Below are 26672 nucleotides of genomic sequence, written 5' to 3'. Positions count from 1 at the left end.
CGAATACGGATCACGCAACATGTTTCGAATCGGCGACAGCTATCGCGTTCCCGGAAAGGTCAGGGCGAGTTGGGTTCTGTTGATCATCAACTTTCTCGCCTTCTACGTCACCTTTTTCAGCTTTCCCCTGCCTCCCAGCGTTACCTTCTTCATCGGGGGCGTCATCCCCGCGGAGCTGTTCTCTTCGAGCCTTGTCCAGGAACGCGCGGCGCAATTGGCGTTGATGACCGGCTACGGCGGCACCGAGCTCCTGAACGCGCGGCCGTCGATCCTGATCACCCTGATTTGGGCCATGTTCCTGCACGGCGGCGTGTTCCACCTGCTCAGCAACATGTTCTTCCTGTACCTGCTGGCCCCCAACCTGGAAGCCCAGATGGGCTGGAAACGGTTCCTGCTCTTTTATTTTAGTTGTGGTGCGGTGGGTACCCTGTGCCAGATCGTGTACGAGACCCATTCCACGGCCTCGATCATCGGTGCCAGCGGCGCGATCAGCGGACTTCTGGGCGGCTATCTGGTCCTGTTTCCCGACCACTTCATTCGCGTCACCATCGGCAAATACCACAGCCGTAATTACCGCGACTTCGTGATTCCCTTCAAGGCCCTGCTCGCCATGTGGTTCATCAGCCAGCTCTTCGGCTTCATCTTCCCCAGCCCCGGGGTGGATTCGGTCGCCTTCATGACCCATTTCGGCGGCTTCCTGTGCGGCTTGTTGGTGGCCCAGGGGCGCGGCGGTACGGGTCTGGGGCGGCGCCGTTTCCGCGTATTCAAAGGGGGCAAGGACAACAAGCGTCCCACTTGGCCGCCCTGGGGTGAAAGCGGCTGAAACGAGGAGAAAATCCCATGACAACGAGGAAATCCATCGGTACGGCGCTCCTTTTGTGCCTGCTCGGGCTCGGCGCCGCCATGCCGCTACCCGCCGGCGAGAAGTCGACCAAGGGCAAGACCATGACCGCGGTCTTCGTCGTGGTGGACGGCGTCTACAACACGGAGTTGACCGCTCCCTACGACATTCTGCAACACACCGTCTACCACAGTCCGGCCCATTACTTCCGCTGCGTTCTGGTTTCGCCGGACGGGAAACCGGTCACCAGCGCCGAGGGCATGCGCATCGAGGTGGACTACAGCTTCGCGAACTGCCCGACGCCCGACGTGCTGATCATTCCCAGCACCGAGCACTCGATGTCGCGCGACCTGGAGGACGGACCCTACATGCGCTGGGTCCGCAAACAGGTGCCCATGGCCAAGGTGGTCATGACGTTGTGTGACGGAGCCTTCCCTCTGGCCCACACCGGCGTGCTGAAGGGCATGCACGCCACGACCTATCCGGGCGACCAGGCCAAGTTCGCCGAATCCTACCCGGACATCACCGTGCATCGCGAGGTTTGGTTCGTGCACCACGACAAATACATCACCTCGGTCGGTGGCGCCAAATCGTTCGAGCCGGCCCTCTACCTGGCCCATCGCTGGTTCGGCGAAAAGGCCGCTCGCGGGCTGGCCCGCGGCCTGGTCATCGATTGGGACCTGACCAAGATTCCCCACAAGTCGTTCGGCACCCTGCCCGCCAAACCGAAACCGTGAGACGCGGCGGAGGGATTTTCGCGACCCGAAGGAAGCCCGGCAACGTGCGGCGGATCGGCCTGCGAAAACTCCCGAATTCGTTCCATGCTTCCGAAAACCGAAAGCAGCGGGTAGAATGGTCACCGCCGACTTCTGCTGACGCTCAAGTCACTCGCGCTAACAAGGTGCCGCGTTGAATTCGACGGCCAGCCCAAAAGAAAAGCGCCCAAAGAAAATAAATCGCTCTCCACGAATCCTATTACAAGACAAACCACAGGAGGTTTTCACATGTCGGAAATCGAAGACAACACCATCTACAAGGTCGTCGTGAATCACGAGGAGCAATATTCCATCTGGCCTGCTGACCGAGAGCTGCCTCTTGGTTGGAACGAGGGTGGCAAAGAGGGTCCCAAGCAGGAATGCCTCGACTACATCGAAGAAGTATGGACCGACATGCGTCCCCTGAGCCTGCGCAAGAAAATGGAAGAAATGGAAAACCAGGCGGCGCAAGGTTAAGCCGGGACAGTACGACCCATCGCCGGCTGAAACGTCAGTGGGCGATTCACCTTCGGGCGGGCGCCGGTAAACAGCGCCGCCCGATTGCTTTTTTTCGGCGATTGCCGGCATCTCCCTCAGCGCGAATCGGGATCGACGCCAAAACCGCCCCCGCCCGGGGTTTGGATTTCGAAGCGGTCGCCCGGCGCCATCTCGACCTTGCCCGAGGCCGGCAAGATCTCCACCTCGCCGTCGGCACGAATGACGCGATTCACCCCCGCCGCGCCCTCGTCCCCGCCTTCCAACCCGAAGGGACGGATACGCCGGCGGTTCGCCAGGATCCCCGCCGTCATCGCCTCGCGGAACCGAAAACGGCGCACGACGCCGTCGCCGCCGCGATGACGACCCGCACCGCCGCTTCCCTTGCGCACGGAGAACGCCTCCAGCAACACCGGGAAGCGCAATTCCAAGACCTCGGGATCCGTGATGCGCGAGTTGGTCATGTGCGTCTGAACGGCGTCGGTACCGTCGAAATCCGGTCCCGCGCCCGAGCCACCGCAAATGGTTTCGTAGTACTGGTGGTGCGCGTTGCCGAAGGTGAAATTGTTCATGGTTCCCTGCGCGGCCGCCAAGACCCCCAAGGCCCCGTAGAGCGCGTCCGTGATGACCTGGGACGTTTCCACGTTGCCGGCCACCACCGCGGCCGGATGGTCGGGCGACAGCAAACTCCCCTCCGGAATGACCACCTCGAGCGGCTCGAGACAGCCCGCGTTGAGCGGAATGTCCTCGTCGATCAAGCTGCGGAACACATACAGGACGGCGGCACGACAAACGGCGCCCGGTGCATTGAAATTGGAGTCTTGCGCCGGGGAGGTCCCGCTGAAATCGATGCGTGCCGTACCCGCTTCGGGATCGGTCTCCACCCGCACGACGACCTCTCCGCCGTGATCCAGGGCGTAGCGGAAGCTGCCGCCGCGCAGCACGCCGATCACGCGGCGCACACAAGCTTCGGCATAGGCTTGCACGTGTTTCATGTAGGCCAACACCACCTGGGCCGAGAATTGCCGGATCATGCGTAGTAACTCGTTGCGTCCTTTGGTGTTGGCAGCGACCTGGGCCCGCAGGTCGGCCAGGTTCTGCTCCGGGTTGCGCGACGGATAGGGGCCGCTGCGGAAGAGTTCCAGCACCGCCTCTTCGCGCAACTGTCCTTCGCGCACCAGGCAGATGTTGTCCAGAAGCGTGCCCTCTTCCTCGATGCGGGCACTGAAGGGCGGCATCGAACCAGGGGTGATGCCGCCGATATCGGCGTGGTGGCCACGCGACGCGGTGAAGAACAGCAACTCGTCGTCCGCCTCGTCGAAGACCGGAGAGATCACCGTGATATCCGGTAGGTGGGTTCCACCGTTGTAGGGATTGTTCGAAACGTAGACGTCGCCGGGACGCAGCGAGTCACCGCGTTCGGCCAGGTCGCGAATCAGCGCGGTCACACTGGCACTCATCGAACCCAGGTGAACCGGCATGTGCGGCGCATTCGCGATCAATCCGCCATCGCGGTCGAACACGGCACAGGAAAAGTCCAGGCGCTCCTTGATGTTGACCGAGGTGCTGGTGTTCTGCAGCACGAAGCCCATTTGCTCGGCGATCGACATGAACAGGTTGTTGAAGATCTCCAGCATTACCGGATCGGCCGCATCGCCCTCGATGCAGGCGTTTTCCCGCGGAACCACGCGGCTGAGTACCAGGTGGCCGCGGTGCTCGGCACACCAACCGGCATCCACGGTCAACGTGGTCAACTTGTTGACGATGATCGCCGGACCCATGATGCGCGCATCGCGGGGCAGGTGTTCCCAGCGATAGACCGGCACGTCGCGAAAACTACCGGCCACGTAGAGCGGCGCATGTAACTCGGGAATCAGGTCCCGTTCGGTGGATTGGTCGAGATCGTCGACCTCGGCATGGGCCTCGCCGATACCTTCCACGGCGATCGAAGCCACGATCAGGGCCTTGCCGGGCATGGTGAATCCGAACCGGCGATCGTGATCGCGGGTAAAGGATCCGGCCATCTCCGCCACCTCGGCGAAGTTCACCTCGAGCGGTTGATCGGTTCCCTCATATTTAATGAAAAGGCGAGTTTCGTAACGCACCGATTGAAAATCCTGATCTTCGAGAAGCGCTTCCACCTCGCGCCGCAGGGCCCCGGTCCAGGCTTGCAACGAAGGCATCAGGTCGCTGTCCAGCTTCTTTTCCACGGTTTGGGTTTTCAGGGCCCGGATGTCGGCCAGACCCATGCCATAGGCCGACAACACCCCGGCGAAGGGGTGCAGCAGCACCCGCGTCATGCCCAGGGCGTCGGCGACGCGACAGGCCAACTGACCGCCGGCGCCTCCGAAACACTGCAGCACGTAGCGCGTCACGTCGTGGCCGCGCTGAACCGAAATCTTCTTGATGGCCTGGGCCATGTTGGCCACGGCGATCGCCAAGCAGCCCTCGGCGACCTCCGCCCCACTCTTGGCGATGCCCGTCTCGCGCGAAGCCCGCTCGGCCAGCGCCTCGAAACCGCGCAGGGCGGCCCCGCGATCGATCGGCAGGTTGCCCTCGGGACCGAAGACCTTGGGAAAACAGGCCGGCACCAGGCGACCCAGCACCAGGTTACAGTCAGTGACCGTCAAGGGTCCGCCGCGTCCATAGCCGGCCGGACCGGGGTTGGCGCCCGCCGATTCGGGCCCGACCCGAAAGCGCTGGCCATCGAAGGTCACGATCGATCCACCGCCGGCGGCTACCGTGTGGACCTCCATCATCGGGGCCCGAATGCGCGTTCCGGCCACTTCGCGGTCGTAGCCGCGCTCCAGGATTCCTCGATAGTGGGCCACGTCGGTGGAGGTGCCGCCCATGTCGAAGGTGATCACCTCGCGGAAGCCGGCGCGCTCGGCAGTTTTGACGGCGCCGACGATCCCGCCCGCGGGGCCCGACAGAATGCTGTCCTTGCCCTGAAAACGGTCGGCCCCGATCAGGCCGCCGTTGGATTGCATGAACAGCAGTGGCACTTCGCCCAGACGCGAGGCGACGCGATCGACGTAATGCCGCAAAACCGGGGAAAGGTAGGCATCGGCCACGGTCGTGTCGCCACGGCCGATCAGCTTGATCAACGAACTGACGCGGTGGCTGACGGAAACCTGGGTGAAACCGAGCTGTGTCGCGATTTCTGCCAACCGCCGTTCGTGATCCACATGCCGGTAACCGTGGAGCAGCACGATCGCCACCGACCGGAAGCCCTTGGCGAAGGCCGCGCTCAGGGCGGCTCGCGCCGAAGAATCGTCCAAGGGTCGCAGTACTTTGCCCTCGGCCGTGACGCGTTCGTCGATTTCGATCACCTCGCGATACAGCACGTCCGGCTTCTCGATATGGCGCGCGAAAATCTTGGGGCGGTTCTGGTACCCGATCTCCAACACTTCACCAAAACCGCGCGTGGTGACCAGCACCGTATCGGCGCCCTTGCGCTCGAGCAGGGCGTTGGTGGCCACCGTGGTTCCCATCTTGACGTGGCGCACCCGTACGGAGGGAATCGGCTCGTCGGGTTTCAGGCCCAGGAGCTCGCGAATCCCCTCCACCGCGGCGTCGGGATAGCGTTCCGGGTTCTCGGAGAGCAGTTTGTGGGTGTGGCAGCGCCCCCGGGGATCGATGGCGACGATATCGGTAAAGGTCCCGCCACGATCGATCCAAAAACGCCACTGGTCTTGGCTGTCCGTCGCGGAGGAAGACTCTGAAGCTGGCGTGAAACCCATATCGAACACCTCGCCGTGGAAGGAAAACGTATACCGCGGGAACGAGGCGACGCAGGAGTCGTCGGTGGTGGACGCTCCATCTTTCCCGGCCTCGGCCGAGCGCTGCACCCGATGTTCCAGCAACGCCGGACGGGGCACGCCCAGCAACGAGGCTATTTTACTCCAGGAACGCCCGCGTTTGGCCAGTGCCTGAATTTCGGAAGTCCCGGTCGCCACGATGGACCCGAATCCATCTCCCAATCGCGGCGGTGACCCGTGCAGTCGTCGCGGCTTTGGGTATAATGCGCATGCCGGTTCCCATCGAGGCCCCACTCGCCGGCACCTATTCGAGGTCACACCATGGATCACGCCAGCTACATGCGCGAAGCGATGCGTCTCGCCGATTCGGCCGCCGCCCAGGACGAAGTGCCGGTCGGTGCCCTGATCGTTCGCGATGGCGTGCGTTTGGGCGAAGGCTTCAACAACAACATCCAGCTTCACGATCCCAGTGCCCACGCCGAGGTGCTGGCCCTGCGCGAAGCCTGCGGTTACATCCAAAACTACCGATTGCTGGAGTCCACGCTCTACGTGACCCTCGAGCCCTGTTTGATGTGCTTCACCGCCTGCGTCCACGCCCGGGTCAAACGGTTGGTTTTCGGTGCCTACGACCCCAAACAGGGATTCTCGCTTTTTATGGACGAGGCGGCGCGCGCCAAGCTCAACCATCAAATCGAGATCGTGCCCGGTGTTCTCGAAGAGGAAGCAGCCGAGCAGATGCGCGCCTTTTTCCGCGCGAAACGCGAACGCGGCAAACGCAAATGGAAACGGCGCGAGGGACTCACCTAGATCCCCATCCCCACCACGTCAGGAGGCTTCATGTCCACATCTTCCACCAATCTCGAGCTCCGCATGGCCGAGCCGGCCGATGCCCCGACCATTCTCGAACTGATCCACGAACTCGCCGTGTACGAGAAGGAACCCGATGCGGTGGACTGCACCGAAGCGGACATCCTGCGCGACGGCTTCGGGCCGAAACCGCTTTGGGAGTGCCTGCTGGCCGACTGGAATGGCAAGACCGTCGGCATGGCACTGTTCTTTCCCTCCTGGTCCACCTGGAGCGGACGGGCCCGGCTCTATTTGGAAGACCTGTTCGTCAAACCCGAGGTGCGCGGGCTTGGTGCGGGTGTCGCCTTGCTGTCCCGCCTCGCCGCCATCGCCCAGGAGCGCCAATGGGCCTGTGTCGACTGGCAGGTGCTCGACTGGAACCAGATGGCGCGCGATTTCTACCACCGGATCGGTGCGTCCCACCGCGAGGAATGGCTGAACTACCGTATCGAAGGCGAGGCTCTGGCCCGCTTGGCCGCCCGGTCGCTGGAGGTTCCGAAGTAGGCCGGAGGAGTGATATTCCAGCCAACTCGGCAGTGACTTCGTGGTGAAAATCCGCAGTCACCGCTGACTGGGATGGAACACGACCACTCCGGCTCAGGGAGCTCTGCAGACCTCGAACCAGATCTCCGATCCGCGTCGCGGCTTGATCGAATGGGGTGCGGGCACCAGGATCCGCTCCACCGTGAATACGCGTTCCAGCAGGGCGCGAAAATCGTCGGGATCCACCTGGAACGGCGGGCCCTGATCGGGATTGGGAACCGCTTGGAACACCATGCCCAGGTAGCGACCGCCGGGGCGCAGGGCACGCGCCAATCCGGCCAGGTAGGCTTCGCGTTGGTGGGGGTGGAGCGCCACGAAACAGGTGTATTCCCACACCAGGTCGAATGCCGCGTCGAAGGCCAGGCGGGTCACGTCCTGTTCCAGCCATCGCACGCGACTGTCGGGGTGGAGACTGCGCGCATGGGCGAGCGCGCTGGGGCTGAAATCGAGCGCCACGGTGTCGGCCCCCTGTTTGGCCAGGTAGTGGGCGTCGTACCCGCTGCCGCATCCGGGAACCAGGACCGCCGATTTGGAAACGGGATGGGCCTTGACCCATTCGATCAAGGCCGGCGTGACGCCGCCCAGGTCCCAGCCAGTGTTCTTTTCACGCCACCGCTTGTCCCAGGCCGAAGCACTCAGGTCCGGTACGGCACTCGTCGTTTCGCGAGATCCATTCATGAGGGTCCCTCCCATTGAGCGCCTTCGTGACCGTTCCATGAAGAACCCCGAGCCAGGCACCCATCTCGACACTGGCGAACGCGCGGTGGCCCATTTCGGACCCAGGGCGTCGTCCCGACCGGAGGTACGCGACGCAATCACCTCGCTACGTGCCGGTACTAGATTAAACACCACACCGGGAAGGGCGGAAACCGAATTCCACAAGCCACAACAAACCGAACGGTTTGCGCGAGCGACCCGGCATTGGGCACACTAAGGATATAATGACTTGGTCATCACGATTTTATCGTGGAGAATGAAAAGCCATAATCGGCGGTGCATGGACCCCCGTACGGAGCGCGGCCCGGCCGTGATGCGTGGTCGTTTCGACGGCTTTCCTCGTAAACGGCTTTATTGCTATGTTCTCGTGAGAATTCGACCCCAAGGAAAAGGAACTATGACCATCGGAACCCTTTCGCGTACGAGCCTCGTCCTCCAACTGCTCCTCGGCTGGCTTTGCTTTTGTTGCCCGCTTTTCGGCACCGAGTCCACCGTGTCCTCGGCCGAAACCCTCAAACAGTGGGCATTCACCCTCGCCGGCGACGAGATGCAAGGTCGTCAGGAAGGCACGGAGGGCGCAAAGCGAGCTTCCGAATGGCTGGCCGCCCGTTTCAAGGAACTCGGGTTGAAACCCGCACCGGGCCAGACCGATTTTTTCCAACCCTTTTCCTATGAGATCCAGGACAAGAAAGTGCGGGCACGCAACGTCATCGGCTATCTGGAGGGCAGCGATCCGAAGCGTCGTGACGAATTCATCGTGCTCAGCGCGCATTACGATCACGTGGGCGTCAATCCCGAGTTGACGGACGATCCCATTTTCAACGGAGCGGACGACGACGCCAGCGGCACGGTGCTGGTGATGGCCGTGGCCAAGGCGCTGTCCGAAAGCGCCCCTGACAAACGACCGGCCCGCTCGGTGATTTTCGTGGCCTGGGCGGCCGAAGAGGTGGGTCTCAAGGGCTCGCGCCACTACGCCAAAAACCCGCTGTTTCCGCTGGAAAAAACCGTGGTGAACCTGAATTTCGAAATGGTGGGACACGCCACCAAAACGGGCCGACGCAATTTCTGGATGACGGGCAAGGCGTATAGCGATCTCGCCGACATCGTGGTGCAACAGGCCAAGCAGCGCGACTGGACCCTGGTGGAGAATCCCTTCCCCCAGCAGAAACTGTTCTTTCGCTCGGACAACATCTCGCTCGTGATGCTGGAGCACAATCGCGAAAAGCGCACTGCACGCGGGATCCCGGCTCATTCGTTCACGACCTGGGGCGGCGAGGACCACTACCATCGCCCCCACGACGAGCCCCAGTTCCTGGACTACCAAAACATGGCCGAGCTGGCGCAGCTCATGACCGCGGTCACCCTGGATGTCGCCAACCGCGAGCCCTGGGTCGCCTGGAAGCCCAACGATCAGTTCGTCTTCGAGCGATTCACCAAGTGAGATCGGGCCACGAGCCCATCGCCGATCGACCCCGCCACGACAGGCGCCCTCTTTTTTCGGGCTTCGAACAAAGCGAAACCTGTGGGTTCGAACCCCCACTACCCTGCATGTGAGCCCGACCCGCCGCCGCGTGCCGAGTGAAAGGTGTCGAGGGACTTGCCGACCGTCCTGGACCCGGGTTTCCGCGGGAACCAAATTACCTCCCGCGCCCCCAAAAAACCCGAGCGACACTTTACGCCAACCTTCTTGAAAACACTTATTTACCAGATCGGCAAAGCCTATGACACGATGCGTCATCAGGATGGACTTCCAATTGAAAAAATGCGCCGTTCGGCATACAATAGGAAAGCTCCAAGCTACAACATCTCGAATTCGCGGCTTCCTCTCATGCCCATGCTCGACCCACACGCTCTCGTGTTTTCACTTCCATGTAAGCGAGGGGGTCTCTCTCACTCTTTTTTTCAAGTGTTTTGCACTCAGGCACGGACTCAAGAGCCCGCGTATCTCGTAAACCCAAAAGGACGAAACGGTTCCCGACAACCGCTTTCGTGGATGAGCCATTCTCCGCATCCCGGCTCTTTCCCGAGCGGCACCTAGGAAGGATCTCATGTCGACTGCCTTGAGCCCCCACAATCTCAAAAAATGGGTTGAACAGACCATCGAAGCCTTCGCCAGCCGTGACGTGATCGGCGTCCCTCCGGCTTGGATGAAAATCTATCAATCACTCACCGACTACCTGGCCGGGAACCTGCCCATCGACCAAAACCTGCTGTGGATGCTGGAGAACACCGAGGACAGCCTCGCCGACGTCATTTACCAGCTACAGCGATTCAAGAATGCCTTGGTGGCCCAGATGATCGAGGCCGGTGAAACCGATGAACTGCAAAACATCCTGGCCTGGTTCGACCACACCATCGTCACCATTTCCGAAAAAGCCTCCGGCAAGGTCACCCGCAGTCACAGCCTGATCGAACCCTACGAAACCATTTTCTTCAACGCGCGCGACGGGATGTACATCTCCTCCATCGAGGGCAAGTTCCTGCAGTGCAACGAAGCCCTGGTCCAAATGCTCGGCTTCGATTCGATCGAGGACCTGCTCAACGTGGACATCGAGCAGGATCTCTACCTGGAAAGCGAAGAGCGCGCGATCATGTTGGACCACCTGTTCCGCGACGGTTTTTTCGACCATCACGAATTCCGGTTCCGCTGTCGCAACGGCTCGGTCAAAACCGCACTCGAGTCCTGCTACCTGGTGGACGTGCCCGGTGACCGGCGTTTCATCGTCGGCGTGCTGGTGGACATCACTCGCGAAAAGGAAGCCGAGCGAAAGGCCAACGATTTCGTGAAACTCCTGGAACAAAAAGCGATGGAGGCACACCTCCAGGTCAAGAGCCTACGCCGGCGGGCGGATTCGCTGCTTCAGGCCTACAGTCACCCGGTGTTGCTGGTCAACCCCAAGAACTTCCGCATTCACGACTGGAACCAGGCCTTTTCGCGCCGTTTCAAGGTGACCAAAAAGCAAAAAATCCATCTCAGCTTCCGCGATCTGTTCCGACCCGAAGATTGGATGGACCTGTTCGACCAGGTCTCCGGCTCGCTGCAACACGGCCATTACCAGGTTCACCGCATCACCTGCGTGACCCACAACGACGACATGTTCCCGGCCGACCTCTCGATTTCGGTCCACAGCGACAGCGACGGTTCCCTGTTGCTGGTGGAAATCATCGATCGCAGCGAGCTCGCCCAGTTGAAGGACGGCCTGGCGCGCGCCCACCTGAACCTGGAAAAGCTTTTGGACCGGGTACCGCTCGGCGTGCTGGGTTTCAAACCGGACGGATCGGTGGCCCTGGTGAACCGCTACCTGCTGGATTGCCTGGGTTATTCGGATCGCAGCCTGAAACGGGTCTCGTTCGTGACGGAATTGTTCACACGCGACGAGCAGCGCCTGAAGTTCAACAAGTACATCCGTCGATTCCTGCGCGGCGAGCACGTCCACAACCAGGAAATCGAATTGAAGTCGAAGTCGGGTGAAATCCTCCACTTCTACTTGGATACGGTGCCCTACCACTTCGAGGCCGAAGAGCAACCGGGCTTCCTCGCCCTGCTCACCAACCGCACGCCGCAAATGCGGCTGGAAGAGTTGCTGCGGGCCCAGGCCGAGGGACCCGAAGCCTTCGAACGCGAGTATCGGGTCTTGGAAGAGCGCCTGGAACAGGTGAGCGAAACCTGCACCCAGCTGGAAAAATCAGGTGATATCAACCGCAACTTCTCCGAAACCCTGATCCGCAAGATCAAGATTCCGATTCACGTGATCATGGGCTACACCAGTTTGTTGCGCAAAGACCTGGAAGCCACCCTGACCGCCGAGCAGAAGGAAGACGTGGCGATCGTCGAAGAACAGATCAACAACCTGTTGACCATGCTCGAAACGGCCGTCGAATTCCTACAGCTACAGGCCGGTAAAATCCATCCGCTGCAGGAGATCTGCGGGGCCCGCGTGATGTTGGACGAATTGCTGGAACGCATTCGGCCCACCCGACTGCCCAACGGCGTGACCTACCACATCGTCAACAACGTCCTGAGCCTGGACCTCAAGATTTCCACCGATGTGCACCTGATCGAAATGGCGCTGCGCCACGTGCTGGACAACGCGGTGCGGTTCACGGTATCGGGCAAGATCGAGGTGGAGGGTTACCTGGAGCGCGACGCGCTCTGGCTCGCCGTACGGGATACGGGCAAAGGCATCGATCCCGCGGTGCAGGATCACTTCTTCGAACCGTTCGCACAGGGTGCGGCGGATCGCGGCGGAAAGGACCATCTGGGCCTGGGATTGGCCATCGTGCGGGAGTACCTGAATTTGCTGGGTGGCGACATCGACATTCAAAGCAAACCGGAAGCCGGCACCACGGTGTTGATTCGCGTGGGTCAGCTCGGCTGAGTCACGCGCTCGCAGTTCCCGCCCGAACGAGAGAGTCGTGCTGCCCGGTAGGTTGTCGAAGCGATCCACGCCTGAAGTGCCCGCAAACAGTGAGCGCCGTCGCGCCTGTAGGTGAGGGGGCCGCCCAGGCCAGCTTGCTCAACCAATCGAAGCAACTCAATCGAAACAAGAGCGTTACAGCAGGAGCGAAGCCTCTCTTGATGCTGAAGGTCTCCAAAACGGAGTGGCCAGTAGCGACTGTGCCCGCACCTGGAGAGGGACATTGTGGCCGCAAGTGAAGCGGGCCGCGCAGGCGGCTTGTTCCACCAATCGAAGCGACATTCTCCTCGGCTGATCTTTGGATCCAGGAGCGAAGCTACCGATTATCCGAATCGGACAAAGCCGAGAACGCGACTCTCTCGAGCACTGAAACAAGTCGGAACCAAATCGCTTCGATTGGTGGAGCAAGCTGGCCTGGGCGGCCCCCTCACCTACAGCCTTGACGCCCCTCTTTCGATGCGGGGATTGTGGATTTAGCAACTTCGATTGCGCACTTCAAGGGAAGATAATGGCTTCGCTCTTCGGCGAAACCCACTTTCGATGCAAATGTTGCTTCGACGTGTCGGCCCGACGGGCCAACCTACAGGCTTGACACCACTTACAAAGGCTCGGGTACTCCAAGGAGTTCGACAGTTATCGTGAACCCCGTGACTCCCCGTTGGGGCGATTCGGGCGCCCAGCGCGTTTTCGTAAATCCCGCCTGGACGCAACCGCATGAGCCCTTTATGATTTAGGCGCGATTGAGCATGTCGGGTGGCATCGCGCCTCGATCCGGGCACCCTTCAGGCCTGTCGCTTCGGCTCGTACCAGGCGCTCCGCGCCCCGATGTCGCCTGCTCGTTTCCAAGGAGTCTTGCCGTTGCGTCCTCGCGACCACCAGATGTTTGAAAGCCAGGTTTCGGCGACCTTGACGGGTTCCGTCGCCCGGCCCGAATCCCTGATTTCCACACGGGCGGGTCGGGTTGTCTACCACGCCCGCACGACCCCGCAAGGCATGCGACAATCGCAAAAGGCCGCGGGGGCCCGCGTCGATCCGAAACTGCTGGAACGCGCGCACGCCTGTATCGCCGAGCTGCAGACGTTTCTGGAACGATTCCGCGATACCGATGCCGGACTCACCGCGAGGGTCCTCGTTCGTCGCCGCCAGACCGGTGGCCGCCGCGGTCCACTCCGCGAGTATCAAAGCTTTTGGGGCGCGTTGCGACTCGGCGGCAGTTGGGACAGCGCCTTCGGCTGCACCGAACAGGGCACACCGGCCTTCCGTCGCGGGCCCTGGGAAGAGTGGCCACGCCTGTTGCCGGCCCTGACCCACCTGGACCCAAGCCTGCCGATGGTCTTGTCGCCCTACTGCGGCACCCTGTTGCACGAGGCCCTGGGTCATGCCTTGGAGGCCGAATACCTGGCGCACAGTCCCTTGAAAGGCCGCCAGGGCCAACTGATCTCCCATCACGATCTGACCGTCATGGATCGGCCGGATCTGGCGGGACTGGCCGGGAGCATGGACTTCGACGATATCGGATGGCAGGCCTCGGCCACGACACTGGTTCATCGCGGCATTCTGGTGGGCGACTTGAGCCGGGGGCGCGGGGTTTGGCGGCGCGCCAGCTTCCGCGATCTGCCACTGGTGCGCGCCTCGAACTTCATGGTGCGGCCCGGTTCGGGCGACCCCGATGCCTGGCTGGCAGGCATGCCTCGCGGCTATTACGTCTGTTGGTTGCAGGGCGGGAACTGGCTGCCGGGCAGTGATCGCGTCAAGGTATTGACGGGACCGGTTTTCTATCTGGAGCACGGCCAGCCGCGGGCTTACCTGAATTGGACCTCGATCGAATGGCAGACCTTGGACCTGCTGGCCCGCATCGTAGGGGTAGGCCGCGATTTTCAGGTGGATCCCGTGGTCCATTGGTGCATGAAGCAACACCAGGCCGTGCCGATGGGGTTGGGTATGCCGTCCCTGCTTCTGAGAGGAGAAGCCACATGAGCGAGCGGGCGCTCTGCCGCAACCGAATCGAACGTCGCCAATGGTCGTGGACCCCCGAGGGCTGCGCCGAGGCGACGAGTTGCGAGCGAATCACGGCTCATCGCCTGCCCGACGGCCCTTGGCTGCAAGAGCGGCACGAAACCTCCGTCCTGTCGGAGCGAATCGAACCGCCCGAGTTCGGTCGACAACGCCGCTTGTGGGCGACCTGGCTGGCCACCCGCGACAACCCGCTTTCCTTTCAAATGACCCACCATCGCGAGTCGGGCCACTTCCTTGCGCGCTTGGACACATCGCACACGACCACCACGACCTGGACTTTCTCCATTTCCCTGACCTGCGAAGCGCTCGGTTTCCACGTTTCCAGCTTCTCCTTCGCGATGCGCCAGCCGCCGACTCGGGCCTTGATGTACTGGCTCGACGAGTGGATGCGGCCATTGTCCGCGCCTCCGGAGTCCCTGCGATCCTTCGCCGCAGCCAACCCGACGGCGTCCATCCATGTTCCCGCCCTGAGGTTGCTGCACGTTTTGGGCGACGCCCTGCCACACCTGCGTCGCCTGGATTCGCCTTCAGGTCGCTGGATCGAAACGACATCCCACCGGATTTCGCCCGAGCGAAAGGGAGCGATGGCGTTTGGCGGACCGATATATCTGCGTTTTGTGCCCCAACGTGCGACAATCGAAACGGCCGCGACCTCGTTTCGCGTCGTGGCCCACGACCCCGATCGAAAATTGCTGATCCTTCGCGACGGCTGGGGCTCGCAAGCCCGGATGCGCGTTTTGACATTGGATCAGCCGCTCTACCGTCATTACAAATCGTTCCGGTTCGGCGGCCCGCGGGCGCGCCTCCTGGTGGATGGGGTAGACTATGACATGCCGTCGGCGCGATGGCATTTGATGGACATCGGGGGATGACCATCGCCTCCAAATGAGGCGGTTACCGGGGGAAACCATGAACTTTGAGACTTTTCGGAGTATCGGCAAGGCCGAACTGCACGTGCACCTGGAAGGATCGTTTCGCATGGAGCGCGCACGCGAGCTGGCTTCCGCCAAACCCGATCATCCTTGGAACGGGTTGGCCGCGGAGGCGTTGCGGCGTCGTTTCAAAACCAGCAGTTTCGTCGAGTTTCTCGAGCAGTTCATGAGTGGCTACCGCCTGCTCAAGACCCGCGACCATTTCCAAATGGTGACCGAAGACCTGTGTGCCGAGTTCGAACGGCAGGGTGTGCAGTACGCGGAGGTTTTATATTCGCCCGGAGTCTATGTCCAGAAGCTCCACCGCGAGCTGGTGGATATTCACGAGGGCATCGGCGCCGCGCTGGCCCAATTCCCCAAGCTGCGGGTCAGCTTCATTTTGGACACGGTGCTCAACATGGGCTTGCCGTTCATGAGTCGCACCCTAGAGATGGTGTTGCACGATCGTCCCGAATACGTGCGCGGTTTTTCCGTGGGCGGCGGCCAGCCCGACCTGGACATGGCCCAGTTCCTGCCGCTGTTCGAGCGCGCCCAGGAGGCGGGCTTGTTCGTCGTGGCCCACGCGGGCGAGGTCGACGGACCCGAGAACATCCGAACCCTGATCGAGCATACCGACATTCGCCGCATCGCCCACGGTTGTTCCGCGGCACGGGATCCCGAATTGTGCCGAGAGCTGGCCGGGCGCCAAATCGCGATCGACGTTTCCTTGAGCAGCAATCTCTGCACGGGCACGGTCACCAATCTCAAGCGGCACCCGATCTTCAAATTCCTGGAGTACGGCATTCCGGTGACCCTGAATACCGATGATCCCTTCTATTTTCAGACGGATCTGTTCAACGAATATCAATTGGCGGAGGACATCGGCATTTCGTGGGACAAATTACTGGAGATCATGGCCTTCGGTTTGGAATTCCGCTGATCGCGTTTCTCGAACGGCTGTGAAGAACCGGTTTTCGCAAGCGACGAAAAGCCGGTGGGTTGAGCAGGTCCGGTAAGGCTGGCAGCCCGACCAATCGAAACGACCCGCTTGGAGTACGAGCGTTACAACAAGAACGAAGCCCATCTTGATGCGGAAGGCCCGCAAAACGAAGCAACTCAGGCCTGAAGTGCCCTCATTTAAAAAGCGTCGCTGCGCCTGTAGGTTGAGCAGCTTGCTCAACCAATCGAAGCAACTCAATCGAAACAAAAGCGTTACAACGAGAGCGAAGCCCATCTTACAGCAGAGGGTTCCCAAAACGGAGTGGCCAGTGCTGACAGTGCCCGCATTTGGAGAGGGGCGATGTGCCCGCAAGTGAACCGGGCCACAAATCGAAGTGACATTCACCTCGGCCGATCTTTGCGAAGCTACCGAATATTTGGATCGGAAAAAGCCGAGAACGCGACTCTCTCGAGCACTGCCGCAAGTCGAAACCCAATCGCTTCGATTGGTGGAGCAGGCTGGCCTGGGCGGCCCCCTCACCTACAGGCTTGACGCCCCTCTTACGATGCGAGGATTGTGGATTTTTCGACTTCGATTGCGCACCTCGAGGGAAGACAGTGGCTTTGCTCTTTAGCGTAACTCACTCTCGTTGCAATCGTTGCTTCGACGCGTCGGCCCAGCGGGCCAACCTACAGGCGCGACGGCACTTTCGTAATGCGGGCACTCCCAGCCCGAGCGCTCGTTGCTTCGTTGGAGGAAGAGACCGCCTCAGATGCCGAGGACCTTTTCGTAGAGCGGGATCCAGGCGCCCATGCCGGCGACCAGGGCCATCACCGTCAAGACGATGCCCACCAGGAACGCCAAAGCCAGGTAGACCGCCTGCAGCCCGTTGCGGAAGTTCACCGCCTCCTCGCGCATCGCGGCCGCCTGGTGCTGAAGGGTTCCTCCGAACTCGCCCGTCACCATCGCGGTTCGGAGCTGAACCGACACTTCCGGCGGGATATGGTCGATCTGCGCGAAACCGTCAATCAGGTCACCGCCCCGTTCCAAAACCTCGCGTACGGCGTGAAACTGGGTCCGCCACCGGGGAAACTCGATGTCGCCGGCGGCGAGGGTCAAGCACTTGGTGATGGGCAGGCCGCTGTCGACCAGCGTCACCAGCAGGTCCAGGTAGCGCGCCAACGACTCCCGAATCAACACGCCGGAGAAGATGGGGAGGGTGAGGCGCAGTCGCTCGAACGCGGGCGAACGCTCGGTCAGCAGGTCCTTTCCGCGCAGTTGAAACCAGCAAAAGGCGGCGATCGCCAAGACCGCCATGGTGCCGTATCCCAGGAATCGCGGAATCATCCCCGTGACGATGCCGTCGATGACGGCACCAACCCCCTGATCGACCTTGGCCGGATCCAGATCGCGAACGGCACCGGAGATCGCCACGGACAGCGAAGCCAAAAAGAAGTAGACGAAAAGCATGATGTTGCGGAAGTTGAACACCTGCTGGAGCAAACGGGTACGGCGCCTTTGGATCTCCTCACCGAGCCGGAGGCACATGGTCGCCAGATGGCCGGACCGATCGCCGGCCTCCAGGTGGGCCCACACGTAGCAGGGCCAGGAAGGGGCCAGCGCGTACAGGGACGGCATCAAGCCCTGGCCGCGGTTCAACGAAGGCACCAGATCGCGAGCCAAAGGCCCGAGTGGTGCCGGCAAGGTCGTCAGTTGCTGGAGCGCACCGACCAGTGGCAGGCCGCTCTCGAGCATCCGACCCAGGCTGTGGAAGAAGGCGGCGTGGCGTTTCAACTGCGAGGGGCCGATCGGTCCGGGAGCCGGGACGGACGCGGCGGCCTCGGTGACGAGATCCTTTTCGGGCGGGCGAGTTCGGCGCCGGAATTTGGCGTAGACCACCCCGCAATACACACAACAGCCGTCGCCGATGGGACCGAATCGTGCGCAGTTCGGGCAACGAACCTGGTTCTTGGGAGCCGGATCGGGAGATGAATTCGATACGCTGCCGTTCGTCATGCGGGCTCCGGGTCACTTGGCGTTTCGCGTCGGATGGCGCGATCGACGCGGAACCGAGCGAGGACGACCCCACCCGAAAGTGGGGCCGTCTCCATTACTTCTCGGTCTTTCCTTCCGATTTCTCGTTCTTTTTCACCTGCTCTTCATAGGTGGATTCAAAGATCTTGTCGGCACTCATGGCCTCGAAGCCGTGGTACAGATCTTCGTGTTTCCAAGGTTTGGCCAAGCTGGCGTCCTTGGGGAAGCGACGGGCGAACTCGATGTAGGCGTAGGGAATCACTTCCAGTTTGTCGCCGGCAAACGGCCAGTAGACCAGGTCGGCGACGGTCGAGCTCTGCTCCAGGCTCACGTCGACGCTGCCCTTGACCAGGCCACCCGAGTCGTTCAACTTGATGCCCACCTTCTGCACGGCCTCGTTGATATCGGCCACTTCCTGAAACACCTTGGATTGGTGAATGGCAATGGTGAAATGGTTGACGCGGTTCCCGAAGGCCGCGACCCAAGAAGCGTATTCGCTCTCTTGCTTCAGCATCTTGTAGTCTTCCACGGTCACCCAGGGCCACGGCGTCGCGTCCAGGTGCAGGAAGGTGGCTGTCAAGGCGTGCCGGATCGAGTCGAAATGGTCCAGATTGACCTGATCGATGCCGATGACTCCGCGACCGAAACTGCTGTCGACCTTGCGCGTGTGGGCACGGATGAAACTCTGGACCTTGGGCGACATGCGCTCGACCATCAGCTCGGAAATGAAAATCTTGGGAAGGGTATTGTCCTCGGGAAACTCGAGGTGAATGGCGTTGAGCTTCTTTTCCTCGAAATAATATTCGCCACAGGCCTGATAACCCAAAGCCTGAAAAGGTGCGGCAATCGAGTTGATGCCGAAGCCGGGCAATCCAAAGGTGCGAAACGCGATGTGGTCGTTGACGTAGTGGCCCCCCAAACTCTCAATGACCTGCTTGACTCTGAGGGCAACGAGCGCTTTGCTCGCGTAACTGTCGTGAAGCTTGTCCAATAACTGGAGCAAAATTTCCTTACGACGCATGGCGGCCTCCCCGCGACTAGATAGTGAAACCATCCGACCCGACCGTGCGATGCGGGTGTCGACGAAACACCGGTGCCGCGAAAACCATCGCGAAGCCATGCCGCCGAGCCAACTGGAATCGTCGATGCGACGGCCAGGGTTCTCCCGCGATGGATCCCCTTCGGTCCCCTCTCGTCAACCCCCGGCGGGCCCCTGGGCGGCCCCCCACCACCACGGCTCTCGGGTCCGAGCATGGTTCGCGCACACTCTCTCACAGACCGCCTGATTGTGAAACAGGGGAATTACAAAAAATTCGAGTTGTGGCGCGGCACTCCGAACCGGCGCGAGCTCGGGGCCGCCTCAGGTTCTATTCAAGGCCCGCACCTGCAGGCACTTGACGCCAATCGGTATCCAACATGCCGTAGACCAGCTCGTCGTACCAGACGCCGCCGATGCGCGAATGGCGCCGCAGTAAGCCCTCCCGCTGCATGCCCAACTTCTCCATCAACCGATAGGAGGCGTGATTGTCGGCGATGCAATAAGCGACGATCCGCAAGACCCCCAACTGCTCGAACAGGAACTTCGCGACGCCCTGAACGGCTTCGAAGGCATAACCGCGTCCCTGGAAATCGGGATGGAAACGGTACCCGATCTCGACCCGCTCGTCGACAAAGGATTCCCAACGAAAGCAAACCATGCCGATGGGGCACTCGGTATCGACATCGGTGGGGATGACGGCCAGAGCCGCCCATGTGCGTTCCTCGCCAGGCCAGGGGACCAGAAAGCCGTCGACCCGTTCGAGGATGTCCTCGTCGGCGGCGATGTCGCGGATGTACCGCATCATGACGGGATCGCGCTCGTGCTCGATCATCATGTCCTTGTCCTGGGGGGCGAAGCGGCGCAACAACAAACGCGCGGTTTCGATTCGAATCTGTTCGACGGTATCTCTACGGGTTTCGGGCTGCATGGTCAGAACCCCCTCGGTGAAAATCGGATCGGCGGACCCGTTCATTATATATATGACAGGTACACCACGCAAAGCCGCTCGTGTGAGTCTGTTAGCAATCTTTTCGAGGGCGGGTCGCCTTCAATTCCGTTCGGTTTTTGCGCGATCGCAGGCCGCGACCTCCCGCCCCCTGGCAGGGCACCGCCGCGAACAACTTTTCCGCGAACGTCAAGCGACGCCCACTCGGAAAAAGTCACCGGCGAACACATCGACGGAACGCAACCGTCGACTCCTTCGGCCCCGTAGGAACCCCGCACCTCGGATTATCGACCATTGGCTGGTTTCACGCCCATTCGCCTGTTAGAATGTCGGGTTGTGATGAAGGACGGGAGGCCCATACTTGCTGAGCTTAGGTTGTTTGTTGACAGTGTTCCTCGTGGTGCGTCCACAAGCGGCGATGCCGATCCCATTGACGATGTGGACCCAGACGCCCACCACTCCGGCGCATCTCTACCTCGATACCAAGGCTCCGCTGGTCCGAGCGTCCGTGAGTATGGAAAAGCCCACCACCCACTTCTATCAAGTGGAGATGGTGTTTCCGCCGACGGATGCCACCATTCGCCGCCTTTCGATGCCCACCTGGATACCCGGCTCCTACAAGATTCGCGATTTCGCCAAGAACATCGAACAGTTCCAGGCTTTCGACTCCTCGGACAAACCCCTGTCCTGGCGCAAGCAGGACAAGGCGACCTGGGCCGTCGAAGTCCCCGCCGGTGAAGCCCTGAAAGTCCGCTACAGCCTGTTCGCCTATGAATTCTCGGTTCGCACCAGCTATCTGGACAGTTTTTACGGGTTCCTCAACCCCGCCAGTGCCTTCCTCTACGAAGAGGGCAAAAAGCATTGGGGCTATCGCATCAAGGTCAAGCCCGCCGCCGACTGGACCATCGCCACCGCCCTTCCCAAGCTCGACGAGCACCTGTTTCTGGCGGACAACCTCGACGTCCTGATCGATTCGCCGATGATGTTCGGCCCGCTGCGCCGCCATGAGTTCGACGTCAAGGGCATTCCCCATTACTGGGTCATCGCGGGCGACGTGAACAAAAACGAAGCCGGTATGGTAGAGGCCCTGCAAAAGATCGGCACCACGGTCGGCGACCTGTTCGGCGACTTCCCCTTCGACCGCTATTACTTTCTCACCGCCTATCGCCTGGACGGCGCACGCGGCGGCCTGGAACACGCCAACAGCACGCTGGTCCACGCCAATGCCGACCACTTCCGAACCCGCGATGGTTGGGACCGGTTCCTGAGCCTGATGATCCACGAGTACTACCACGCCTGGAACGTCAAGGCCATTCGCGACCAGAGCCTCAGCGAATTCGATTACCAGCGGGAACAGTACACCGAGCTGTTATGGCTGCACGAAGGCTGGACCTCCTACTACGACACGATTCTCATGAACCGCGCCGGATTTTGGGACGCCAAACGCGGTCTGGCGGAGTGGTCCAAGGTCATCAACGGCTACAACCAGAGACCGGGCAACCACTACCAGAGCCTGGCCGAAGCCTCGTTCAATGCCTGGATCCACTACTACCACCCCAGCTTCACGACCAAGAATTCCCAGACCGACTATTACCGGGCCGGCAGCCTCAGCGGCCTGGCCCTCGATCTGCTGATTCGCCACAAGTCCAAGAACGAGCGCAGCCTGGACACCGTGATGGCGCGCCTCTATCGGGATTTCGGCGCACAGCGAAAACCGATCAACTGGGATCTGGTAGCCCGCATTCTCCAAGAAGTGGGCGGCAAGTCCGCGGTCAATTTCCTGGACACCTACATTCGTCAGGCCAACCCGCTGCCCATGGAAAAGTTCCTCGGTTACGCGGGAATCGAGGTGGCGGAAGCCAAGGTCGAGGAAACCGAAGAGGCCCCCCACCAGCCGCCGAAACCCGTCAGTCTGGGCATCCAGACCAAGACGAAGGACGATGCCGTCTTCGTCCGGCACGTCTGGCGCGGCTCCAGTGGCTGGCAGGCGGGCTTGGACTTCGGCGACGAGATCCTGGCCATCAACAACCGCCGCGTCACCGCTTCGAATTACGACAAGATTCTGCAATGGTCGCATCCCGGCGACGAAATCCAGGTGCTGGTATCCCGTGGGAACCACATCCTGACGGTGCCGGTGACCCTCGAAGAAAAGCAGGAAGTCGTGAAGCTCAAATTCGACGGCGACAAGGCTTCCGATCTCCAGACCTCCATTTTCCAAGCGCTCTTCCCACCCGATTCAACGGCCAAAGAAAACAGCAAACAGGAGACATCATGGCATCCCTAGCCTCCATCGACATCGGCATCATCGGAGGTAGCGGCTTCTATCAAATGGAAGCGCTCACCAACCGCCGCGAAATCGAGCTGGACACTCCGTTCGGCAAACCCAGCGACGCCTTCCTCGTCGGCGAACTGGGCTCCAAAACCGTCGCTTTCCTGGCGCGCCACAACCGCAAGCACAACATCGCGCCCACCGAGTTGAACTTTCGCGCCAACATCTACGCGTTCAAGATGCTGGGTGCCCGTTACCTGATTTCCGCCAGCGCGGTGGGATCGCTGCAGCAAGCCTATGCGCCGACGCATTTCGTGTTTCCCGACCAGTTCATCGACCGCACCCGCCATCGGGTGGACACCTTTTTCGGCGACGGCATCGTGGCTCACGTGTCCCTGGCCGACCCCATCTGCGATTACCTTCAAAAAGTGCTCTACGAGGCGGCCGTGGCCAACAAGGTCACCAGTCACCTGGGCGGCACCTACGTGTGCATGGAGGGCCCGCAGTTCTCCACCCGCGCCGAGTCGCACATGTACCGCTCCTTTGGCGCCGACATCATCGGCATGACCAACCTCCAGGAAGCCAAGCTGGCCCGCGAAGCCGAAATCCCCTACGCCACCATCGCGATGGTCACCGACTACGATTGTTGGCACGAGGAAGAGGAAGCGGTCACGGTGGACATGGTTCTCAAGATCCTCAAACAAAATGCCGACGCAGCCGCGGCTACAATTGCTTCAGCCGTGGAAAACATCGACTTGGCTCACGCCAATCCGATCCACGATGCCCTGCAGTTCGCCATCCTCACCAGTGCCGAACACGTGCCCGCCGAGCGCGTGGAACAATTGCAGCACATCGTCGGCAAGTACTTGAACCCAAAGTGAGCGATTCGGGTGGATGTCATGTGCCAAGATGCTGGCGCGAAACAGTTTGGGGAAAGCACAGTCGTACTTGTAAAGGTACGGCGAGCTTTTTCACAGGCTGTTGCAGCCCCACAGTCGGTGCAGGACGCCACCAAGAATCGTTCGATTTGGGTTGAACAAATCTTCGGAAAGGTAGCCCCAGCATGACTATTCTCACAGTAGGTTCCGTGGCCTACGACGAAATCATTACGCCCTTCGACCGCCGTGAACGCGCCCTGGGCGGTTCCGCCACCTATTTCGCACTGGCGGCCCAACACTTTGCCAACGTCAATCTGGTCGCCGTGATCGGCGACGACTTCAACCTGGCCGACCGCGAGCTCCTCGCCAACCACCAAATCGATCTGACCGGTCTCGAGCAGGTCCCCGGCAAGTGCTTTTTCTGGAAGGGTGAATACCTGGCCAACTGGAACGACCGCATCACCCACGACACCCAACTCAACGTCTTCGAGCACTTCAAGCCCAAGATTCCCGACTCCTACCGCGACAACGAAATCGTCTTCCTGGGCAACATCCACCCGACACTCCAATTGGACGTGCTCAACCAGATGACCCAGCCGCGTGTGGTCGCGCTCGACACCATGAATCTGTGGATCAAGGAAACCCGCACGGACCTGCTGGAAACCCTGAAGCACGTGGACTGCCTGTTGATCAACGACTCGGAAGCCGCCATGCTCAGCGGTCACCGCCACCTGATCGAGGCCGCCAGGACCATCGCCGACATGGGCCCCAAAACCCTGTGCATCAAGCAGGGCGAGCACGGCGCCCTGTTGATCCGCGGCGACCGCATCTTCACCGCACCGGCCTATCCCCTGTGCAAGGTGATCGATCCCACCGGTGCCGGAGACTCCTTCGCCGGCGGATTCATCGGTTATTTGGCCGCCAATCCCGATGACTCTTTCGAAAATCTGAAAAAAGCCGTTATATACGGTAGCGTCATGGGTTCTTTTACAGTGGAGTCGTTTTCCATCGATCGTCTGGCTTCGATTTCCCAAGCAGACATCGAGGATCGATACCACGCATTCGTGGAAATCACCCACTTCCACGGTTGATCCATCGGTCAGATGCCCGTGTGCGGCACTTCCGCACACGGCGCAGTCTTCTCTCTCCTTGGAGTCTCAATGGTTCGCAGCATCGCGTCGTTTCTGCTGATCGGATTCTGGGCCACCTCTTTCGGTGTGGCGGCGGATCAGCCCCGACCGAAGGTCGAACCCAATCGCGTCGGCGAAATCGAAACGCGCATTCGCGGGGTGGACGACAATCTGTCCCGCCTGCAATCGCAGCTCGGTTCGATGCGGCGCGACAGCAGCAACCTGGCCGAGGAAATCACGCGCCTGGAACTGGAACGAGCGGTACTCTCGGGCAAGGTCGAGCGTTTCGAGCTGGAACTGGAACAAACCGACCAGCAAATCGCCAATACGCGCCAGGCCCGCACCGGCCTCGAAGAGAAGGCTGCCGAACAAAAACAGCGCATCCATCTCCGTTTGCGCCAGTTGTACAAACGCGGCAACCTGGGTTACGCCCAACTGTTCCTCAAGGAATCGCGTCGTGAAGAGTTGATCACGGCATATCACTACGCCAAGATCCTGACGGAACGAGACAATCGGCTGCTGACCGAATACCTGGAAACCCAGCGCCGGTTGGCCGACATGGAAACCCAACTGGAAACCTTTCAAACCCAGGCGCTCAGCACCAAAACGCAACTGGACGAGGAACGCCGCGAGTTGGAGCGGTTGTTGCGCAAACGCAATACGCGACTCAAGGAGATCCGGCGCCAGTCGAACCAGAAGAAGCGCTTGCTCAGCGAGTTGGAGCTGGAAAAGGAAGAACTCCAGTTGATGGTGCGGCGTCTGACCGAGTCCGAAACGGACCCCATGAAGTTGCGCCTGCCCATCTCCCGCTACAAGGGCCGCCTGGACTGGCCCGCGCGGGGGTCGACGTTGCGCCGTTTCGGCGTGTACATCGACCCCGACTACAACACCAAGCGCCGCCAGAACGGGGTGACCCTACGCATGGACAAGGGGACCCCGGTCAAGGCGATCTACAGCGGCAAGGTCATCTACGCGGATTGGTTCAAGAACTACGGGAACCTGGTCATCCTGGACCACCGCGATCGGATCACCAGCTTCTACGCCCACTGCGATCGGTTGCTGGTGAGCAAGGGCGATGTCGTCGAGCGGGGCCAAGTCATCGCGGAAAGTGGCGACACCGGATCACTCGACGGCCCCGTGCTGCATTTCGAGATCCGCAACCAAACGAAGCCGGAAAACCCGAAGGAATGGCTGGTGCGACGTCGTCGCTGACGCCCCCTCACCGAGATTCTCTCCACCGGCGGTCTGATCGAGGTCCTCGCGCAACGATGTCTTTCCGGGAGGAAGAAGCATGGACGATCAACAGGTGATGGAGCTGGTGGTATACCGCCTGAAACCGGGCAATCGCGCGGCGTTCGCGGCGGCGCGGGCGCAGAGCCTGGCCGACATGGAGCGTCACGGCGGGTTGGTGGCTTTCAAGACGCTCGAACACACCGACGACGAAAACCTGCTGATGGACGAGGTCTGGTGGGAGAATGCGGCCCGAGCACATTCGGCCCACGAGGCCTGGAAGCAGTGGCCCAGCAGCAAGCTCTTGATGGCGGTAGTGGAATCGGTGACCTTCAGCGGCCACTTCCGCGTGGGAAGCTTTTCCTGACGTCGAACCGCTCTGGGGTTCCCGCCCGGATCGCTTCGGAACGTTCAGCCGGCGGCTTACCGCCCCTGCTGAACCCCACCCGGCACGACGAGCCTCTCGACATGCGGGTCCTCCCAGGGTCGAACTCTTCGGAGTGCCCGCATCTTCGCAAGCGGCGTCAAGCCTGTAGGTGAGGGGGCCGCCCAGGCCAGCTTGCTCAACCAATCGAAGCGATTTGGTTCCGACTTGCCGTAGTGCCCGAGAGGGTCGCGTCCTCGGCTTTGCCCGATTCGGAGAATCAGTAGCTTCGCTCTTGAGTCCAAAGATCAGCCGAAGCGGATATCACTTCGATGGGTGGGATAAGCTGTCTACGTTGCCCGCTTCACTTGCAGCCACAACGTCCCTCTCCAGATGCGGGCACTGTCGCCACCAGTCACTCTGCTTTGGGGACCTTCTGCCTCAAGAGAGGCTTCGCTCTTGCTGTAACATTCTTGTTTCAATTGAGTTGCTTCGATTGGTGGAGCAAGCTGGCCTGGGCGGCCCCCTCACCTACAGGC

The 26672-nt window shown here is 61.0% G+C and carries 20 protein-coding genes; 15 read left to right on the top strand and 5 right to left on the bottom strand.

From position 1 onward, the window contains the following. Positions 1 to 19: 19 nt before the first annotated feature. From J3U87_RS16305 to J3U87_RS16295, 3 genes are all read left to right on the top strand, one after another. Positions 20 to 823: a rhomboid family intramembrane serine protease gene (locus J3U87_RS16305; RefSeq protein WP_237384116.1), complete on the top strand. Its 804-nt coding sequence runs from the start codon at positions 20 to 22 to the stop codon at positions 821 to 823. 17 nt (positions 824 to 840) lie between these two features. After that, on the top strand, positions 841 to 1578 hold the full coding sequence (locus J3U87_RS16300) for a DJ-1/PfpI family protein (protein WP_237384115.1): 738 nt from the start codon (positions 841 to 843) through the stop codon (positions 1576 to 1578). Between the two features lie 267 nt (positions 1579 to 1845). Then, positions 1846 to 2073, top strand: coding sequence for an MbtH family protein (locus tag J3U87_RS16295; protein WP_237384114.1), 228 nt, complete (start codon positions 1846 to 1848; stop codon positions 2071 to 2073). A 116-nt stretch (positions 2074 to 2189) separates the two neighbouring features. On the opposite strand, the gene J3U87_RS16290 is transcribed toward J3U87_RS16295, so the two are convergent. Then, the gene (locus J3U87_RS16290) at positions 2190 to 5834 is read right to left on the bottom strand and encodes a hydantoinase B/oxoprolinase family protein (protein ID WP_420038306.1); all 3645 of its coding nucleotides are present in this window, start codon (positions 5832 to 5834) and stop codon (positions 2190 to 2192) included. 339 nt (positions 5835 to 6173) lie between these two features. On the opposite strand from J3U87_RS16290, the gene tadA reads away from it, so the two are divergent. Together tadA and J3U87_RS16280 are read left to right on the top strand one after the other, a co-directional pair. Next, a complete protein-coding gene (gene tadA, locus J3U87_RS16285; RefSeq protein ID WP_237384112.1) occupies positions 6174 to 6659 on the top strand; it encodes a tRNA adenosine(34) deaminase TadA in 486 nt (161 codons plus the stop codon). A 30-nt stretch (positions 6660 to 6689) separates the two neighbouring features. Beyond that, on the top strand, positions 6690 to 7202 hold the full coding sequence (locus J3U87_RS16280; protein ID WP_237384111.1) for a GNAT family N-acetyltransferase: 513 nt from the start codon (positions 6690 to 6692) through the stop codon (positions 7200 to 7202). A gap of 93 nt (positions 7203 to 7295) precedes the next feature. On the opposite strand, the gene J3U87_RS16275 is transcribed toward J3U87_RS16280, so the two are convergent. Next, complete coding sequence (locus J3U87_RS16275) at positions 7296 to 7919, bottom strand: methyltransferase domain-containing protein (RefSeq protein WP_237384110.1); 624 nt, start codon at positions 7917 to 7919, stop codon at positions 7296 to 7298. A 436-nt stretch (positions 7920 to 8355) separates the two neighbouring features. Here J3U87_RS16275 and J3U87_RS16270 point away from each other — a divergent pair, with 436 nt between their 5' ends. The 5 genes from J3U87_RS16270 (at position 8356) to J3U87_RS16250 (ending at position 16243) form a co-directional block, all read left to right on the top strand. Continuing rightward, positions 8356 to 9399, top strand: coding sequence for a M28 family peptidase (locus J3U87_RS16270; RefSeq protein WP_237384109.1), 1044 nt, complete (start codon positions 8356 to 8358; stop codon positions 9397 to 9399). A gap of 607 nt (positions 9400 to 10006) precedes the next feature. Next, entirely contained in the window at positions 10007 to 12337 is a 2331-nt protein-coding gene (locus J3U87_RS16265) for a PAS domain-containing sensor histidine kinase (RefSeq protein WP_237384108.1), read from the top strand. Positions 12338 to 13234: 897 nt separating this feature from the next. Continuing rightward, positions 13235 to 14353, top strand: a complete 1119-nt coding sequence (locus J3U87_RS16260; RefSeq protein WP_237384107.1) for a metallopeptidase TldD-related protein — start codon at positions 13235 to 13237, stop codon at positions 14351 to 14353. Further along, entirely contained in the window at positions 14350 to 15264 is a 915-nt protein-coding gene (locus J3U87_RS16255) for a hypothetical protein (RefSeq protein WP_237384106.1), read from the top strand. Before J3U87_RS16260 ends, J3U87_RS16255 begins: the two co-directional genes overlap by 4 nt. 37 nt (positions 15265 to 15301) lie before the next feature. Continuing rightward, positions 15302 to 16243 (top strand): adenosine deaminase family protein, encoded by a 942-nt coding sequence (locus J3U87_RS16250; RefSeq protein ID WP_237384105.1) that lies wholly within the window; start codon positions 15302 to 15304, stop codon positions 16241 to 16243. Positions 16244 to 17011: 768 nt separating this feature from the next. On the opposite strand, the gene J3U87_RS16245 is transcribed toward J3U87_RS16250, so the two are convergent. From J3U87_RS16245 to J3U87_RS16235, 3 genes are all read right to left on the bottom strand, one after another. Continuing rightward, positions 17012 to 18259, bottom strand: coding sequence for a type II secretion system F family protein (locus J3U87_RS16245; protein ID WP_237384104.1), 1248 nt, complete (start codon positions 18257 to 18259; stop codon positions 17012 to 17014). A gap of 94 nt (positions 18260 to 18353) precedes the next feature. Further along, positions 18354 to 19298: a DUF1338 domain-containing protein gene (locus J3U87_RS16240; protein WP_237384103.1), complete on the bottom strand. Its 945-nt coding sequence runs from the start codon at positions 19296 to 19298 to the stop codon at positions 18354 to 18356. A 346-nt stretch (positions 19299 to 19644) separates the two neighbouring features. Further along, a complete protein-coding gene (locus J3U87_RS16235) occupies positions 19645 to 20244 on the bottom strand; it encodes a GNAT family N-acetyltransferase (protein ID WP_237384102.1) in 600 nt (199 codons plus the stop codon). Positions 20245 to 20650: 406 nt separating this feature from the next. Here J3U87_RS16235 and J3U87_RS16230 point away from each other — a divergent pair, with 406 nt between their 5' ends. From J3U87_RS16230 to J3U87_RS16210, 5 genes are all read left to right on the top strand, one after another. Continuing rightward, positions 20651 to 22546, top strand: a complete 1896-nt coding sequence (locus J3U87_RS16230; protein ID WP_237384506.1) for a M61 family metallopeptidase — start codon at positions 20651 to 20653, stop codon at positions 22544 to 22546. After that, entirely contained in the window at positions 22534 to 23412 is an 879-nt protein-coding gene (gene mtnP, locus J3U87_RS16225; RefSeq protein WP_237384101.1) for an S-methyl-5'-thioadenosine phosphorylase, read from the top strand. The genes J3U87_RS16230 and mtnP overlap by 13 nt, the downstream gene beginning before the upstream one ends. Positions 23413 to 23594: 182 nt before the next feature. Next, on the top strand, positions 23595 to 24500 hold the full coding sequence (locus J3U87_RS16220; RefSeq protein WP_237384100.1) for a PfkB family carbohydrate kinase: 906 nt from the start codon (positions 23595 to 23597) through the stop codon (positions 24498 to 24500). 69 nt (positions 24501 to 24569) lie between these two features. Further along, complete coding sequence (locus J3U87_RS16215; protein WP_237384099.1) at positions 24570 to 25751, top strand: murein hydrolase activator EnvC family protein; 1182 nt, start codon at positions 24570 to 24572, stop codon at positions 25749 to 25751. Between the two features lie 79 nt (positions 25752 to 25830). Continuing rightward, the gene (locus J3U87_RS16210) at positions 25831 to 26136 is read left to right on the top strand and encodes an antibiotic biosynthesis monooxygenase (RefSeq protein WP_237384098.1); all 306 of its coding nucleotides are present in this window, start codon (positions 25831 to 25833) and stop codon (positions 26134 to 26136) included. The last annotated feature ends 536 nt before the right edge of the window (positions 26137 to 26672 follow it).

Origin of the sequence: Sulfidibacter corallicola, from assembly GCF_017498545.1 — a bacterium.
In the GTDB taxonomy this organism is placed as follows: domain Bacteria; phylum Acidobacteriota; class Holophagae; order Acanthopleuribacterales; family Acanthopleuribacteraceae; genus Sulfidibacter; species Sulfidibacter corallicola.
Note: the sequence above shows the minus strand (reverse complement) of the source record. Positions and strands in the feature narration are given on the sequence as shown.

Coding starts and splice junctions, on each gene's coding strand:
- J3U87_RS16305 (WP_237384116.1), top strand. CDS start 20: ATGTTTCGAATCGGCGACAGCTATCGCGTTCCCGGAAAGGTCAGGGCG.
- J3U87_RS16300 (WP_237384115.1), top strand. CDS start 841: ATGACAACGAGGAAATCCATCGGTACGGCGCTCCTTTTGTGCCTGCTC.
- J3U87_RS16295 (WP_237384114.1), top strand. CDS start 1,846: ATGTCGGAAATCGAAGACAACACCATCTACAAGGTCGTCGTGAATCAC.
- J3U87_RS16290 (WP_420038306.1), bottom strand. CDS start 5,834: ATGGGTTTCACGCCAGCTTCAGAGTCTTCCTCCGCGACGGACAGCCAA.
- tadA (WP_237384112.1), top strand. CDS start 6,174: ATGGATCACGCCAGCTACATGCGCGAAGCGATGCGTCTCGCCGATTCG.
- J3U87_RS16280 (WP_237384111.1), top strand. CDS start 6,690: ATGTCCACATCTTCCACCAATCTCGAGCTCCGCATGGCCGAGCCGGCC.
- J3U87_RS16275 (WP_237384110.1), bottom strand. CDS start 7,919: ATGAATGGATCTCGCGAAACGACGAGTGCCGTACCGGACCTGAGTGCT.
- J3U87_RS16270 (WP_237384109.1), top strand. CDS start 8,356: ATGACCATCGGAACCCTTTCGCGTACGAGCCTCGTCCTCCAACTGCTC.
- J3U87_RS16265 (WP_237384108.1), top strand. CDS start 10,007: ATGTCGACTGCCTTGAGCCCCCACAATCTCAAAAAATGGGTTGAACAG.
- J3U87_RS16255 (WP_237384106.1), top strand. CDS start 14,350: ATGAGCGAGCGGGCGCTCTGCCGCAACCGAATCGAACGTCGCCAATGG.
- J3U87_RS16250 (WP_237384105.1), top strand. CDS start 15,302: ATGAACTTTGAGACTTTTCGGAGTATCGGCAAGGCCGAACTGCACGTG.
- J3U87_RS16245 (WP_237384104.1), bottom strand. CDS start 18,259: ATGACGAACGGCAGCGTATCGAATTCATCTCCCGATCCGGCTCCCAAG.
- J3U87_RS16240 (WP_237384103.1), bottom strand. CDS start 19,298: ATGCGTCGTAAGGAAATTTTGCTCCAGTTATTGGACAAGCTTCACGAC.
- J3U87_RS16235 (WP_237384102.1), bottom strand. CDS start 20,244: ATGCAGCCCGAAACCCGTAGAGATACCGTCGAACAGATTCGAATCGAA.
- mtnP (WP_237384101.1), top strand. CDS start 22,534: ATGGCATCCCTAGCCTCCATCGACATCGGCATCATCGGAGGTAGCGGC.
- J3U87_RS16220 (WP_237384100.1), top strand. CDS start 23,595: ATGACTATTCTCACAGTAGGTTCCGTGGCCTACGACGAAATCATTACG.
- J3U87_RS16215 (WP_237384099.1), top strand. CDS start 24,570: ATGGTTCGCAGCATCGCGTCGTTTCTGCTGATCGGATTCTGGGCCACC.
- J3U87_RS16210 (WP_237384098.1), top strand. CDS start 25,831: ATGGACGATCAACAGGTGATGGAGCTGGTGGTATACCGCCTGAAACCG.